This is a genomic window from Kitasatospora sp. UYEF31 (genome assembly GCF_057291755.1).
In genome coordinates, this window is sequence record NZ_JBXAWK010000017.1 from 58,234 (window position 1) to 72,647 (window position 14,414).

Consider the following 14,414-nt stretch of genomic DNA (forward strand, 5'->3'; position numbering starts at 1 on the left):
ATCACGGTCAGCCGAGATGATCCGGCACCCGGTCAGGAACCGGCGGCCGTCACGTCGCCAGCAGGCGGGCCCGCTCGTGCTCGACGTCGAAGCCGGCCGGCGGATACTGCGGGTCGAGCTCGGTGAGCGTCTCCAGGAGCAGCCGGCTGACCGCCCAGTCGCGGTACCACTTGCGCCCCGACGGGACGACGTACCAGGGCGCGGCGTCCGTGCTGCACTTCTCCAGGGCGACGCCGTAGGCCTCCTGGTAGGCGGGCCACAGTGCGCGCTCGTCGATGTCGCCCGGGTTGAACTTCCAGTACTTGTCCGGGCGTTCGAGGCGTTCCGTCAGGCGTTCCTTCTGCTCGTCCGCGCTGATGTGGGTGAACACCTTGACGACCCGGACACCCTCCTGGGCGAGGACCTGCTCGAAGCGGTTGATGGTGGCGTAGCGCCGCGACCAGACGGTGCGCGGCACGAGGTTGCGCACCCGGGCGATGAGGACGTCCTCGTAGTGCGAGCGGTCGAACACGCCGATCACCCCGGGCTTGGGGACCGCGTTGCGGATGCGCCACAGGAAGGGGTTGTCGCGCTCTTCCTTGGTCGGCGCCTTGAACGCGGTGATGTGGCAGCCGGAGGGGTTGAACTGGCCGATGACGTGCTTGACCACGCCGCCCTTGCCGGAGGTGTCCATGCCCTGGACGACCAGGAGGACGCGGCGCGGTGAGCCGCCGGTGGCCTGGGCGTACAGGCGTTCCTGGAGTTCGGCCAGGACCGGGGCCATCGCGGCGATGTCGCGCGCGGCCTCCTCCTTGCCGCCGGGGAAGACGGGGGTGGCGCGGGTGTCGTAGTCAGCCAGGTCGACGGGCCCGTGAGGCACCCGCAGCGCGTCCCGCACGGACCCGAGGGGCAGGGGTTCGACCTGGACGATCTCGCGCACGACGGTGAGGAGCGGCCGTACGACGTTGCCCTTCTTTTTGCTCTTGATCTCGTCGGCGGACTTCTTCGACTTGCCCTGGGTGGCGCTTTGCTTGTGCCCACCGCCTTTGTGGCGGTCGGGCTTGTGTTTGTCGGAGTCGCGCTTGCCGGACTCGCGCTTGTCTGCGAGCTGGACCACGGCTTCGCCGCCCACGGTGTCCTTCTTCTTCGCCGACTTCTTGTCCGCCATCGCCCGTCACCCTCCGCCGCACTCGCCGGATCAGCCCTGTTCCCCAGGACACAGTTCCAGTGATCATCGCGTACGAGAAGGGCTACCGCAGGCCGGGCAGGGCCGTTCGGAGCACTCCGGCCGCCGCCCAGACGCCCAGACGCCCAGGCCGTCAGGCCGTCAAGCCGTCAAGCAGTCAGGCCGTCAAGCGGTCAACCACCCAGGCCGTCAGGCCGTCGGCACCTTGCCCGCGCCCTCGCGGGCCATCGCGACCAGCCGGGATATCGCCCGCAGGTACTTCTTCTTGTAGCCGCCCTTGAGCATCTCGTCCGTGAAGAGTTTGTCGAACGGCACACCCGAGGCGAGGACCGGCAGCTCCCGGTCGTACATCCGGTCGGCGAGCACCACGAGGCGCAGCGCGGTGGCCTGGTCCGGCACGGTGCACACGCCCCGCCAGTACACGCCTTCGACGCCGTCGAGCATCGCGCCGTAGCGGCTGGGGTGGACTTCGGACAGGTGCTGGAGCAGCGGCACGAAGTCGTCGAGGGCCGCGTTCGCGGTGCGCTGTGCCACCGCGGTGACCTGGTCGTCGTCGAGCGGCGCCGGGGCGCCGGGCAGGCCGCGGTGGCGGTAGTCCTGGCCGTCGATGCGCAGGGATTCGAACCGGGCGGACAGGCCCTGGATCTCGCGCATGAAGTCCTGGGCCGCGAAGCGGCCCTCACCGAGCTTGTCCGGGAGGGTGTTCGACGTGGCGGCGAGTTTCACGCCCGCGTCGGCCAGCTTGCCCAGGAGGCTGGACACCAGCACGGTGTCGCCCGGGTCGTCGAGTTCGAATTCGTCGATGCACAGGAGCCGGTGCCCGGAGAGGGCCTGCACGGTCTGCTGGAAGCCGAGCGCGCCGACCAGGTTCGTCAGTTCGACGAAGGTGCACACCGACTTCGGGCCCGGGGCCGCGTGCCACAGGGAGGTCAGCAGGTGGGTCTTGCCGACGCCGTAGCCGCCGTCGAGGTAGATACCGGTGGGGCCGGGCTCGGACGCCTTCTTGAACCAGCGCTTCTTCCCCGCTCCGTCACCGGCGTTGAGTGCCGCGGCGAACTGTTCCAGACGGCGGACGGCCGCTGTCTGGCTCTGCTGCGCGGCGTCGGGTATGTAGGTGCTGAAGCGCGCGGCGGCGAAGCGCGGCGGCGGGACCATCTCGGCTACCAGACGGTCGGCGGGGACGACCGGACGGCGCATGGCTAGGGACACTGTGGACACGATCAACCAGCGTACCCTCCGGTTTCCGCCCTGCTCGCGGCACCGGCACCCCGATGGGCGCGCGGCCTCCCAGCCACACCACCCTGAGGCGACTGAGCGAAGCGAAGGAGCGCGTCGAAGGAGCCGGCGCAGCTCGGCGGCGGACGCGGCCTGACCCAGCGACGCGCGGACGCCGAAGAGCGACTGAGCGAAGCGAAGGAGCGCGTCGAAGGAGCCGGCGCAGCTCGGCGGCGGACGCAGTCTCTTCCGGCGACGCGCGGACGCCGAACGGCCCCGGAGCGCAGCGACGGGGACGTGAGGATCACGTCCGCGCTTGGAGCCGGCATCAGAGAGGATCACGTCCGCGCTTGGAGCCGGCATCAGAGAGGATCACGTCCGCGCTTGGAGCCGGCATCAGAGAGGATCACGTCCGCGCTTGGAGCCGGCATCAGAACTGCCACACTCGATCACATGCGCAGCCTGATCCCCGCCTCCCAGCAGCCCGACGCACCGGTCGACATCGATGCCGTGTACGCCTATCCGGACCTGGTGGACCGGGGTGGCAGGTGGCTGCGGGCGAACATGGTGTCGAGTCTGGACGGGGCCGCGCAGGGGCCGGACGGGTTGTCCGGCGCACTGTCCTCCCCCGCGGACAGGAAGATCTTCGGCGCGCTGCGCGGGCTGGCCGATGTGGTCCTGGTGGGGGCGTCGACCGTGCGGGTGGAGGGATACCGGCCGCCGCAGCCGCAGGCCGGGTACGCCCCGGTGCGGCAGGCCGCCGGGCGGCTGCCGGTGCCGGTGATCGCGATCGTCACCCGGAGTCTGGCGCTGGATTTCTCCGCGCCGTTGTTCACGGGGGCGGTCGCGCCCCCGGTCGTCATCACGTGTGAGGCGGCCGACCGGGAGGCCGCGGGGCGCGCTGCCGAGGTCTGCGATGTGATCGTGGCCGGTCAAGAACAGGTGGACCTCGGTCAGGCGGTGGATGCCCTCGCCGAGCGCGGCTGGACCCGGATGCTCACTGAGGGCGGACCCCACCTGTTGGCCGGGCTGGTCACCGCAGGGCGGGTCGACGAGCTGTGTCTGGCCCTCGGCCCCCTGCTGACCGCTGGGGATGCCACCCGCATGCTGTCCGGGCCGCTCTTGGAGACCCCGCAGCGGTTCGCCCTGGGGTCGCTCCTGGAGGACGACGGGTTCCTGTTCGGGCGGTACGTCCGTACGTAAAGCCGGATGGCCGGGAACCACCCGTTGCAGTGACAAATCCGGTCACCGATGGGCTACGTGACACACGGCACCGCGTATTCCACCCATCCTGGGGAAACAGCCTGAGGGGACAGCGTGGGGGCGCAGTCCATCCGCCGAACCGACGGATTCAATGTCATGCCTGGAAGTGGAGAAGTCGCGTGTACACGATCGTCCTGCTGACTGAGAAGTTCCTGAACCCCACCGATGTCGAGCTGGTCACGAACCTGCATGAGGGCGTCGAGACCAGGTTCGTGGTGCTGATGCCGGGCCGGGCCGACCACCGCAGGCTGCTCAAGGCCCTGGACGACGCGGCTCTCGGGCACGGCGAGCGGGCCGCCGAGGATCTGACCGTCTCCCCCGACGAAGTGGACGCGAAAGAGCCGTCGGAACTGACGTTGCAGGCCAGTGTGCAGGCGCTGCGCGACGCGGGTGCCGACGCCGCCGGTGACACCGCCCCGGGGGAGGACCCGCTCGACTACCTCAAGGAAGCCGTCGACAAGCACAACGCCGACGAGGTGATCGTCCTCACTGATCCGCACCTGATCGAAGAGTTCTTCCACCGCGACTGGGCCTCCCGGGCCCGGCACCAGGTGGGGGTCCCGGTCCTGAAGCTGTACGCGCACAGCGCCTGACCACGCCCCGGAGCCGACGCCGTACCGGGTGCGGACCCGTCGGTTCCGGAGCGCCCCTGGTTCCGCCCGGCGGGTGACTCCGGCCTTCTGGCAGCTCAAGTCCGGAAACGGCACAGGTCCGGGATACGGCAGAATCGTCCCTGTCATCCCTCAGCCGGAAGGAACCCCGCATGTCCTCTGCCACCGCGCCCGCGGACGCGCCCCAGGCCGACCTGGGCAGCCCGCACTTCATCGGTATCGGCGGTGCGGGGATGTCGGGTCTGGCCAAGATCCTGGCGCTGCGCGGCGCGAAGGTGTCGGGCAGCGACGCCAAGGACTCGACGCTGATGCTGTCGCTTCGTCAGCTCGGCTGTGACGTGTATGTCGGCCACGCCGCGGCGAACGTGCCCGCAGGGACCACGGCCGTCGTCGTGTCCAGCGCCATCCGGGCCGACAACCCCGAGCTCGTCGCCGCGCGGGAGCGCGGTGTGCCGGTGGTCCACCGGGCCGACGCGCTGGCCCGGCTGATGGACGGCCGCCGCTCGGTCGCCGTCGCCGGCACCCACGGGAAGACCACCACCACCAGCATGCTGGCGGTCAGTCTGACGTCGTTGAACCTGGACCCGTCGTTCGCGATCGGCGCGGACCTCAACGAGGCCGGGTCGAACGCGCACCACGGTGTGGGCGACATCTTCGTGGCGGAGGCCGACGAGTCGGACCGCAGCTTCCACAAGTACGCGCCCGAAGTGGCGATCGTGCTGAACGTGGAACTGGACCACCACGCGAACTACGCCGACCTCGACGCGGTGTACGAATCGTTCGAGATCTTCGCGCACCGGATCACGCCGGGCGGCACGCTGATCCTGTCGGCGGACGACAAGGGCGCGAAGGCGCTGCACAAGCGGGTCGCGGTGTCGCTCCCCGGGCTCAGGACCGTCACGGTCGGCGAGTCCGACGGCGCTGACCTGCAGTTGGTCGGGTACGAGCCGCACGGCCTGGCCGCGAAGATCACCGTAAGGACCAAGGCTGAGCCTGGGACATCCGAAACAATCGAGCAGACGTTCGAGATCGCGGTGCCGGGGCGACACAACGCCTCCAACGCCGTGATGGCTCTGGCCGCCGGGCGCGCGCTGGGCATCGACACCGGGAGGATGGCCGAAGGCCTGGGCAACTACCGGGGCGTACGGCGCCGCTTCCAGCTCAAGGGCGAGGTGAACGGCGTCCGGGTGGTCGACTCGTACGCCCACCACCCGACGGAGATCGCGGCCGACCTGGAGACCGCCCAGCAGGCTTCGGGCAACGGCCGGGTCATCGCCGTGTACCAGCCGCACCTGTTCTCCCGTACGCAGGAACTGGGGGTCGAGATGGGCCGGGCGCTGGCCGCCGCGGACATCGGGATCGTCATGGACATCTACCCGGCGCGCGAGGACCCGGTTCCCGGCATCACCAGCCACATCGTCGCGCACGCGGCGCTTGAGGCCGGCGGACTGGTCCGGATGCAGCACGGGCTCGCCGACGTCCCGGCCGTCGTCGCGCGGATCGCCCGCCCCGGCGACCTGGTGCTCACCATGGGCGCGGGCGACGTGACGCTGCTCGGTCCGGAGATCCTGGCGGCGATCGAACAGCGCTGAAGCTGAAGACACGCCGGCGTCGGAGTGTGCTGGACGGCACTGCGGCTCCGGCGCGTTCAGTCCCGGGAAGCTGCGCGCGGGTCCTTACGTGCCGGTGACGATCAGCAGCCGCCGGACATCCGGCAACAAGCACGTGTTTTGATGGCTCCATGGCGTACAAAGTCGAAAAGACAGACGAAGAGTGGCAGGCCCAGCTCAGCCCCGCGGAGTTCCAGGTCCTGCGCAAGGCCGGTACGGAGCGTCCCTTCACCGGTGAGTACACCGACACGAAGACCACCGGCGTCTACCGCTGCCGCGCGTGCGATGCCGAGCTCTTCCGCTCGGACACCAAGTTCGACAGCCACTGTGGCTGGCCGTCGTTCTTCGCGCCGCTGGCCGAGGACCGGGTGGAGTACATCGAGGACCGCAGCATGGGCACCGTGCGTACGGAGGTGCGCTGCGCGAACTGCGGCGGCCACCTCGGGCACGTCTTCGAGGGCGAGGACTACGGCAACCCGACCGACCAGCGCTACTGCATCAACTCCGTGTCGCTGAAACTGGAGCCGGACGCGGGCTGACAGCCCTCCGGTTCGCTGAGGAGACCCGGACCCGGGCGGCTGCGGCCGGGTCCGGGTCTCCTCCACGTCGGTCCACCCGATCTGTAGGGACTTCCGCGTAGTTGAACAGACGTTCCAACCGGGATCATCGCCTCAGGGACAACCTCAGGAGGTGTGCGGTGACCGGAGTAGGCATCGGCTGGCGGCCGGAGATCGACCTGGCCGTGGAACGGCTCCCCCACGTCGACTTCGTCGAGGTCGTCGCCGAGAACATCTGCCCCGGGCACCTCCCCGGCTCACTGCGCCGCCTCCTTGAGCGCGGCACGCAGGTCATCCCGCACGGCGTCTCCCTGGGCATCGGCGGTGCCGAGCGGCCCGGCCCGGCCCGTCTGGAACGGCTCGCCGCCCTCGCGGTCGCGCTGGACGCCCCACTGGTCAGCGAGCACCTGGCCTTCGTCCGGGCCGGCGGCCTGGAAGCCGGGCACCTGCTGCCGGTCCCCCGCACCCGCGACTCACTCGCCGTCGTCGCCGAGAACATCAGGAGCGCCCAGGACTCCCTGCCCGTCCCGCTCGCGCTGGAGAACCCGGCGACCCTCTTCAGTTGGCCGGACAACGAACTGACCGAAGGCCAGTTCCTGGCGGAGCTGGTGGAGATGACCGGCGTACGGTTGCTCATCGACGTTGCGAACCTGCACACCGAGCGGGTGAACCACAACCTGGACCCGGCGGCCGAACTGGACGAACTGCCCCTGGAGGCGGTCGCGTACGTCCACGTCGCCGGCGGGCTCCTGCGCGACGGCCTGTGGCACGACACCCACGCGCACCCGCTCGCCGAGCCGGTGCTCGAAGTCCTCGACATGCTGTGCGCGCGGCACGCCCCGCCCCGGGTACTGCTCGAACGCGACGACAACTTCCCCGCCGCCGACGCGCTGGCCGCGGAGCTGAACGCGATCCGCGCGGTGACGGACCGTCACCGGAGCCGCGCATGACCGCCCGCGAACGCCTGGCACTCCGCCAGGAGGAGCTCCTGGCCGCCCTGGTCGCGGGTGGGCCCGTACCAGAGGGTTTTGACCCGGCCCGGATCAAGGCCCAGTGCCGGGCGCTCATCGCCAAGCGCCGGGACAGTACCGCCAGGATCGTCCCGGCGCAGCTCCTCGACGCGCTGGGTGACCGCTTCGCGCCGCTGTTCTCCGCCTTCGCCGACGGCCGCCCCAAGCCGGTGGCGGGCTCGCGGGCCGACGCGCTGGGGTTCGTCTACTGGCTGGCCGCGGAGCGGCACATCGGCCGCCGGCTGGCCCGTGGGATGCTGCCGCCACGGCCGGGCCGGCTGCGCCGGCTGGCCGACCACGTGAGCGGCCTCATCCCCCGCAGAACCCGCTGAACACCGAACACCGAACACCGAACACCGAGCAGCGAACGGGGAAACAACACCATGGCCGCAGCCGTCCTGTGGTTCATCGTCGTCGGCCTTGCGGTCATCACCTCCCTGGCACTGGCCCCGATCGCCGTACGCGGCCCGGGTCCGCAGCCGGGCGGCGACCCCGCGCGTGACCTCGACGTGTACGAAACGGCCTACCTCACGGGCGGTCCCCGGCGGGTGGTGGACACCGCACTGGTCAAGCTTCAGCGGGAGGGGCGCCTGCACATCGGGTCCGAGGACGGCAGGCTCACCGTCCCGGCCGGCGATGCCGCGTCAGACACCGTCGAGCGCGCGGTCCTGGCCGCCGCCCGACACACGCGGCTGAACACGGTGAAGGACCTGGCCCTGCCCTCAGGCCTGGTGAAATCCGAAGCCGTGCGCGGCATCGGCGACCGGCTGGCGGTGGACGGGCTGATCCTTCCCCGGTCGTACGGGCCGATGAAGGCGAGTGCCGGGCTGGCCCTGCTGGTCCTGGTGGCCGGCAGTGCGACGACACCCGTCCCGTACGCGGCGTTCGGCTCCACGGTGCTGGTGCTTGGGCTCCTGGCCGTCTGCCTGGGCATGATCGGCGTGCTGGTCTACCTCGTTTCGGTGAACCGGGTGACGCCGGTGGGCAAGCGGCGCGTCGACGCACTGGTGCGGGCCCGGCCGCAGGTGCCCGGTCGGCTGGGGGCGACGCCCGTACTCGTGGCCGGGGCGGTGGCCCTGGTCGGGCTCAGCGCCATATCCGACGATCCGTTGTATCCGGTCCTGAACGCGCCGGCCACCGCCGCGGACGGTGGATCAGCCATCGGCTGCGGCGGGGGCAGTGACGGTGGCGGACACGGTGGAAGCTGCGGGAACGGCTGCGGTGGCGGGGGCTGCGGCAGCTGAGAGACCGTCACCAGGCTTGCCCGGCAAGGAAGAACATCGAGGGAAGACCGTCAGATCCGGTCAGTTCCGATTAGCCGGCCGTTCGAAAGGTGACACCGCAGTCATGACTCCCATTGTCGTGCTCCTGTTGTTCATGGTCCTCCCCGTGGTGTTTGTCGTCTTCCTGGTCAGACGGGCCGTGCGCCGGGCCCGCAACGGGATGTCCCGGCCCCCCATCCCGCGCGGCGGGTACGGTCCGGGCGGCGGCTCCCCGAGTGACCTGGCGTGGTGGGCGACTCCCGGGACTCCCGGGAATCCGCACTCCTCGCCCCCGCCGTCGTCCTGTTCCGGATCCTCACCGGACCACCACCGGCACCAGCACAGCTCGTGCAGTTCGTCGGGGTCGTCCTGCTCCTCGTCCTCATCGTGCAGCAGTTCCTCCTGTAGCAGCAGTTCTTCCTGCTCCTCGTCCAGCAGCAGTTGCTCGTCGAGTACCTGATCCACTTCCCGGCTGGCAGAACCACACGATGGAGGCGACGAACATGAGCAACTTCGGATTCATCCTCTTCGGCATCATCCCGATAGTCATCGTGGTGGGCGCCGTCATCGCGATAAAACGAGGCGGTGCCGGTGGCGGTGGCGGTAGCAGCGGTAGTAGCGACGGTTGGTGGCACTCCGGCGGCGGCGGCGACTCCTCTTCCTCCTGTTCGTCCTCGTCGTGCAGTTCCGGTTCCTGCGGTTCCAGTTCCTGCGGGGGTGGCGGCGGTTGCGGCGGCGACTGACCGACGGCGACGACCCCACCGGTCAGTTCACCCGTACAAAGTCCCGACGCACAGTTCCAACGCCCGGCCACCGCGCCCAGCCACCGCGCCCAGCCACTACTCGCACAGTCACCACCCACACAGTCACCACCCACAGCAAAAGGGCCCGCAGGAAAAATCTCCCACGGGCCCTCCGTCGTGTCCGGGTCTACTACGCGAGCCCGGCCAGCAGCTCGAACACCGGGCGGCGGCGCCCGGTGAAGAACGGCACCTCCTCGCGCACGTGCAGCCGGGTGTCGGAGGCGCGCAGCTCACGCATCAGGTCGACGATGCGGTACAGGTCGTTCGCCTCGAAGGCGAGAAGCCACTCGTAGTCGCCGAGGGCGAACGACGCGACCGTATTGGCGCGTACGTCCGGGAAGCCGCGGGCGAGCTTGCCGTGCTCGGCGAGCATCGTGCGGCGCTCGGCGTCCGGCAGCAGGTACCAGTCGTACGACCGGACGAACGGGTAGACGCACACGTAGTCGCGTGCCTCCTCGTCGGACAGGAACGCCGGGATGTGGCTCTTGTTGAACTCGGCGGGCCTGTGCAGCGCCATGTTCGACCACACCGGCTCCAGGAGCCGGCCCAGGCCCGTACGGCGGAAGCGGTTGTACGCCTCCTGGAGTTCGTCGGAGCTCTCCGCGTGCCACCAGACCATGAGGTCGGCGTCGGCGCGGAGCCCGGACACGTCGTAGGTCCCGCGGACCACCACGTCCTTGTCGAGCAACTGCTCGAACAGCTCCTCGACCTCGGCGGCCATGCCGGCCCGGTTGCCGGGCAACGGCTCGCGCAGCCGGAACACCGACCACATCGTGTAGCGGACGACCTCGTTGAGGTCGCGGGCCTTCATCTTCGACCGGTCGGGCCGCCCCTCCGCGGCGGGGATGTCCTCGTCGGGTGCGGCTTCCCCGTCGATGACCACCTCCAGCTCACGGATCTGCTCGGCGTCGGACGCTGCGGTGGTGGTGGGCTCACTCATACGTCCGATTGTCCACGGTCGGTGGCGGTTTTCAGCCCGGGGGGCACCGGCAGACCGGCGAGCAGCCCGTCCGCCGCACGCCGGGCACCGGCGATACAGGCGGGGATGCCCACACCGTCGTACGCGGCGCCGCAGACCGCGAGGCCCCGCAGCCCGGCCACCGCCGCCCTGACGCCCGCGACGCGGTCGACGTGGCCGACGGCGTACTGCGGGAGGCCGCCGCCCCAGCGGGTGACCACCGCGTCGAGCGGCTTCGCGTCGAGACCGACGGCTTCGCCCAGTTCGGCGCGGGCGTCGTCGATCAGGTCGGCGTCGTCCCGCTGGAGTGCGGTGACGTCCCCGGCGCGGCCCGCCGAGGTGCGCAGGATGAAGGTGTCCGGGTCGGCTGCGGCGACCCAGGCCCACTTGTTGCTGGAGAAGGTGCTGGCTTTGATCCTCCGCCCGTCGACCGCCGGGACGAGGAAGCCGCTGCCGGCCAGGGAGACGTCCGTACGGCGGAACGCGAACGTCGTGATCGCCATGCTCGCGTACTCGATTCCGGCGAGCACATCGGCGGCGGCGGGCACGTGCGGGCGCAGGAGCCGCGCCGCGGGTGCCGCCGGAAGCGCGAGGACCACAGCGTCGGCTTCGAAGAATTCGGGCGTACGGGTCTCTGTCGCATGAGCGGGGCCGAGCGTCAGGCGCCACCCCGTCGGGGTGCGGTCGAGGACCCGCACCGTCGTGTCCGTCCGCACTGTGCCACGTCCTGTCGCCCGGACGGCGTCCGCGACCGCGGTCGGCAGGGTGCCGACGCCGCCGCGGATGCCCTGGAAGACCGGCGTGGTGTCCGGCGGGGCCTTGGCGAGCAGCGCCTGGACGCCGTCGAGCAGCGAACCGCCACTCCGGACCGTAGGCAGCAGTTGCGGCACCGCGGCGGCCAGGGAGATCTTGTACGCGTCTCCCGCGTAGACGCCGCCGAGCAGCGGTTCGACCAGCCGGTCGACCACCTCGCGGCCGAGGCGGGAGGCCACATAGTCCCCGACGGTCACATCGCCGTCGTACGGACGGACCGGCAGCGTCCGGTCCTCGGCAAGGCGGGCGAGACCTGCCGGGGACAACACTCCGCTGGCGGTGATCGGGCCGAGGTCGCCGGGCACTCCCATGACGTGGCCGCGCGGCATGGGGCGCAGCGCGCCGCGGGTCCAGACCGACGCGCCGACCGGCTCAGGGGGGGTCGTCAGGTCGGCGAGTCCGACCTCGTGGGCGAGAGCGACCGCTTCAGGGCGGCGGGCAAGCATCGACTCCGCGCCGACGTCCACGGTGATGCCGCCGACTTCGGCTGACGTGAGTTTCCCCCCGATCCGTGCGGCACCTTCGAGGATGGTCACCCGTACGCCGGGCCCGGTGTTCCGCAGCAGGTGCCAGGCGGCGGCCAGGCCGGAGATCCCACCGCCGACCACGGCGATGTGCCTGGTTTCCGAGATGGCCTGGGTGCCCGCTGATCGCATGTGGTCACTGTTTCACAACGTCCGGAACCTAACAGGGACCAGGCCCGTCACAGCGGCACACCATGGCTGCAATCGGGGGGTAAACATGCGGATGAAGCGAGTCAGAGTCGCAGTCGCGACAGTGCTCGGGGCGGGACTGCTGCTGACCGGGTGCAGCAGTGATTCACCGGGGGACAAGAACACGTCGGACAACCGGCCCGGAACAGGTGCGGCGGCACCCCAGGCGCCCACGCCGGCCGGTGCGCCGGCACCGGGGAAGGCCGTGGCCCCGACTGGTCAGACGAACGGGAAGACGGACCCCGCGGCCGGGCAGCGCAAGGTGGTCCTGACCGCCGAGGTGCGAATCCGGGCCAAGGACGTGCAGGAGGCCGTGGCACAGGCGCAGAGCCTGATCCGCGGGGCGGGCGGCCTGGTCGCCGACGAGCAGACCCGGCGGGACAGTGGTCGGCAGGACAGCACGCTGACGCTCAAGGTGCCGCCGGCTGCCTTCGACAAGACGCTGGACGACCTCAGCCGTCTCGGCGAGATCCTGAACCGGCAGCGCAACGCGAAGGACGTCACCGACGAGGTGGTGGACGTCAGTTCGCGGATCGACAGTCAGCGGGCGAGCGTGGCCCGGGTACGGCAGCTGATGGAGAAGGCGGTGTCGATCGCCGACATCGTCTCATTGGAGAGCGAACTGACGCGCCGCGAAGCGGACTTGGACGCACTGTTGAAGCGTCAGCAGTCGCTGACTGCACAGGCCGACATGGCGACGATCACCCTCGCGGTGTCCGGCACGAACCCGCCGCCCGTAGCGGAGAAGGAGAAAAAGAAGGACGACGACGGATTCACCGACCGGCTCGGCGACGCCCTGCGCACCGGCTGGGACGCGCTGGTCGACGTGGTGTCGGTGATCCTGATCGTGCTGCTGACGCTGCTGCCGTTCCTGGTGATCGCCGTACTGGTCTGGCTGGTCAACCGGTTCACGGGGCGACCGGCGCAGCGGTGGGCCGCCGCGTGGAGGCAACGCCGGGAGCAGCGCCGGCAGCCCACCCCGGCCGGCCAGTGGCAGGCGTACGCGGACCGCCCGCACACGCCGCCCCCGCCCGCGCCGCCGGAGAATCCCCCGGCGGGCAGCTGACGGAAAAAGTGGGGCCGACCGCGACTACTGCGGTCGGCCCCACACTTCTCAGCTCAGGTCACACTGCGGTCTGCTCGTGGACGTACTCGGTCAGCCGGGTCAGCATCTCCGGGTCGGTGTCCGGCAGGACGCCGTGGCCGAGGTTGAAGATGTGGCCTTCGAGGCCCTTGGCGCTGTCGAGCACCTCGTCGGTCTTCTGTTTGACGGCGTCCCACCCGGCGAACAGTACGGCCGAGTCGAGGTTGCCCTGCAGGGCCTTGCCGGGGCCGACCCGGCCTGCGGCCTCGGACAGCGGGATGCGCCAGTCGACGCCGACGACCTCAGCCCCGGCGTCGCCCATCGCGCCGAGGATCTCGCCGGTGCCGACGCCGAAGTGGATACGCGGGACGCCGTACGGGGCGACTTCCGCGAGGACCTTGCGGCTGGCCGGGAGGACCAGGTCGCGGTAGTCCTGCGCGGACAGCGCGCCCGCCCAGGAGTCGAACAGCTGGACGGCGGAGGCGCCCGCTTCGATCTGCACCTTGAGGAACGCCCCGGTGATGACCGCGAGCCGGTCCACGAGGTCGCGCCACAGCTGCGGGTCGCCGTACATCATCGCTTTGGTGCGCTCGTGGTTCTTCGAGGGCCCGCCCTCGACGAGGTAGCTGGCGAGGGTGAACGGAGCGCCCGCGAAGCCGATGAGCGGGGTCGCTCCCAGCTCGCCGACCAGTTGCTTCACCGCTTCGGTGATGTACGGGACGTCGTCGGGCGTCAGGTCGCGCAGCTGCGCGAGGTCGGCCCGGGTGGTGATGGGGTTCTCGACGACCGGGCCGACGCCCGGCTTGATGTCGAGGTCGATGCCGATGGCCTTGAGCGGCACCACGATGTCGCTGAAGAAGACGGCCGCGTCCACGTTGTGCCGGCGGACCGGCTGCAGCGTGATCTCGGTGACCAGATCGGGGCGCATGCACGAGTCGAGCATGGCGACGCCCTCACGGACCTTGCGGTATTCGGGAAGCGATCGGCCGGCTTGGCGCATGAACCACACCGGTGTGTGCGGCACCGCCTCCCGGCGGCAGGCCTTCAGGAAGGCGGAGTCCCGCGCGGCGGCAGGAGCGGTGGAGGGGGCGGTGCCGGACGAAGAAGTCAAAGCAGTCACGGAGCCATCTTCGCACTCATGCCCCGTCTCCGACCGCTGAGCCCCGGTCGGGAGTACCTGGGTACGCCGAAAAACCCCTGTCGCAGCACGGCCCGGCGTTGGAGCGAAGTGCGGGGACACCCAGGTCACGGATCGGAGCGTGACTTCCTCCGCTTCGCTCCGGAAGTCACGTTTCGATCCGCCGCGGGGACAGGACAGCGCGCCTCCCGGGCGGACCGGAGAGGTGACCC

The 14,414-nt window shown here is 70.4% G+C and carries 13 protein-coding genes and 1 pseudogene; 8 read left to right on the forward strand and 6 right to left on the reverse strand.

Annotated elements, in window-relative coordinates:
* Positions 1-49: 49 nt before the first annotated feature.
* Positions 50-919: a PPK2 family polyphosphate kinase gene (locus AC0Z36_RS11275; protein ID WP_485462682.1), complete on the reverse strand. Its 870-nt coding sequence runs from the start codon at positions 917-919 to the stop codon at positions 50-52.
* A gap of 435 nt (positions 920-1,354) precedes the next feature.
* The gene (gene zapE / locus AC0Z36_RS11280; protein ID WP_485462683.1) at positions 1,355-2,362 is read right to left on the reverse strand and encodes a cell division protein ZapE; all 1,008 of its coding nucleotides are present in this window, start codon (positions 2,360-2,362) and stop codon (positions 1,355-1,357) included.
* A gap of 471 nt (positions 2,363-2,833) precedes the next feature.
* Here zapE and AC0Z36_RS11285 point away from each other — a divergent pair, with 471 nt between their 5' ends.
* From AC0Z36_RS11285 to AC0Z36_RS11310, 6 genes and pseudogenes are all read left to right on the forward strand, one after another.
* A complete protein-coding gene (locus AC0Z36_RS11285; protein ID WP_485462645.1) occupies positions 2,834-3,583 on the forward strand; it encodes a pyrimidine reductase family protein in 750 nt (249 codons plus the stop codon).
* Positions 3,584-3,762: 179 nt separating this feature from the next.
* Complete coding sequence (locus tag AC0Z36_RS11290; RefSeq protein ID WP_485462646.1) at positions 3,763-4,236, forward strand: indole-3-glycerol phosphate synthase; 474 nt, start codon at positions 3,763-3,765, stop codon at positions 4,234-4,236.
* Positions 4,237-4,406: 170 nt separating this feature from the next.
* On the forward strand, positions 4,407-5,846 hold the full coding sequence (murC, locus tag AC0Z36_RS11295; RefSeq protein ID WP_485462647.1) for a UDP-N-acetylmuramate--L-alanine ligase: 1,440 nt from the start codon (positions 4,407-4,409) through the stop codon (positions 5,844-5,846).
* 149 nt (positions 5,847-5,995) lie between these two features.
* Positions 5,996-6,403, forward strand: coding sequence for a peptide-methionine (R)-S-oxide reductase MsrB (gene msrB / locus AC0Z36_RS11300; protein WP_485462648.1), 408 nt, complete (start codon positions 5,996-5,998; stop codon positions 6,401-6,403).
* Between the two features lie 158 nt (positions 6,404-6,561).
* A pseudogene (locus AC0Z36_RS11305) lies at positions 6,562-7,763 on the forward strand (MbnB/TglH/ChrH family RiPP precursor modification enzyme).
* Positions 7,764-7,814: 51 nt separating this feature from the next.
* Positions 7,815-8,675 (forward strand): TIGR04222 domain-containing membrane protein, encoded by an 861-nt coding sequence (locus AC0Z36_RS11310; protein WP_485462649.1) that lies wholly within the window; start codon positions 7,815-7,817, stop codon positions 8,673-8,675.
* Positions 8,676-8,735: 60 nt separating this feature from the next.
* Here AC0Z36_RS11310 and AC0Z36_RS11315 read toward each other — a convergent pair whose 3' ends face one another.
* Positions 8,736-9,158 carry a hypothetical protein gene (locus AC0Z36_RS11315; RefSeq protein WP_485462650.1) on the reverse strand — a complete coding sequence of 141 codons (423 nt, stop codon included), beginning with the start codon at positions 9,156-9,158 and terminating at the stop codon, positions 8,736-8,738.
* 38 nt (positions 9,159-9,196) lie between these two features.
* On the opposite strand from AC0Z36_RS11315, the gene AC0Z36_RS11320 reads away from it, so the two are divergent.
* Complete coding sequence (locus AC0Z36_RS11320) at positions 9,197-9,436, forward strand: hypothetical protein (protein ID WP_485462651.1); 240 nt, start codon at positions 9,197-9,199, stop codon at positions 9,434-9,436.
* 190 nt (positions 9,437-9,626) lie between these two features.
* Here AC0Z36_RS11320 and hemQ read toward each other — a convergent pair whose 3' ends face one another.
* On the reverse strand, positions 9,627-10,307 hold the full coding sequence (gene hemQ, locus AC0Z36_RS11325) for a hydrogen peroxide-dependent heme synthase (RefSeq protein WP_485462684.1): 681 nt from the start codon (positions 10,305-10,307) through the stop codon (positions 9,627-9,629).
* 125 nt (positions 10,308-10,432) lie between these two features.
* Positions 10,433-11,923 (reverse strand): protoporphyrinogen oxidase, encoded by a 1,491-nt coding sequence (gene hemG, locus AC0Z36_RS11330; RefSeq protein WP_485462652.1) that lies wholly within the window; start codon positions 11,921-11,923, stop codon positions 10,433-10,435.
* Between the two features lie 85 nt (positions 11,924-12,008).
* On the opposite strand from hemG, the gene AC0Z36_RS11335 reads away from it, so the two are divergent.
* Complete coding sequence (locus AC0Z36_RS11335; protein ID WP_485462653.1) at positions 12,009-13,046, forward strand: DUF4349 domain-containing protein; 1,038 nt, start codon at positions 12,009-12,011, stop codon at positions 13,044-13,046.
* 58 nt (positions 13,047-13,104) lie between these two features.
* Here AC0Z36_RS11335 and hemE read toward each other — a convergent pair whose 3' ends face one another.
* Positions 13,105-14,184, reverse strand: coding sequence for a uroporphyrinogen decarboxylase (gene hemE / locus AC0Z36_RS11340; protein ID WP_485462654.1), 1,080 nt, complete (start codon positions 14,182-14,184; stop codon positions 13,105-13,107).
* Positions 14,185-14,414 lie beyond the last annotated feature (230 nt).

What these genes read in the sequence shown, in the direction of transcription:
- zapE (WP_485462683.1), bottom strand. Translation starts at nt 2,362, where the DNA reads ATGCGCCGTCCGGTCGTCCCCGCCGACCGTCTGGTAGCCGAGATGGTC.
- AC0Z36_RS11285 (WP_485462645.1), top strand. Translation starts at nt 2,834, where the DNA reads ATGCGCAGCCTGATCCCCGCCTCCCAGCAGCCCGACGCACCGGTCGAC.
- murC (WP_485462647.1), top strand. Translation starts at nt 4,407, where the DNA reads ATGTCCTCTGCCACCGCGCCCGCGGACGCGCCCCAGGCCGACCTGGGC.
- msrB (WP_485462648.1), top strand. Translation starts at nt 5,996, where the DNA reads ATGGCGTACAAAGTCGAAAAGACAGACGAAGAGTGGCAGGCCCAGCTC.
- AC0Z36_RS11310 (WP_485462649.1), top strand. Translation starts at nt 7,815, where the DNA reads ATGGCCGCAGCCGTCCTGTGGTTCATCGTCGTCGGCCTTGCGGTCATC.
- AC0Z36_RS11320 (WP_485462651.1), top strand. Translation starts at nt 9,197, where the DNA reads ATGAGCAACTTCGGATTCATCCTCTTCGGCATCATCCCGATAGTCATC.
- hemQ (WP_485462684.1), bottom strand. Translation starts at nt 10,307, where the DNA reads ATGAAGGCCCGCGACCTCAACGAGGTCGTCCGCTACACGATGTGGTCG.
- hemG (WP_485462652.1), bottom strand. Translation starts at nt 11,923, where the DNA reads ATGCGATCAGCGGGCACCCAGGCCATCTCGGAAACCAGGCACATCGCC.
- AC0Z36_RS11335 (WP_485462653.1), top strand. Translation starts at nt 12,009, where the DNA reads ATGCGGATGAAGCGAGTCAGAGTCGCAGTCGCGACAGTGCTCGGGGCG.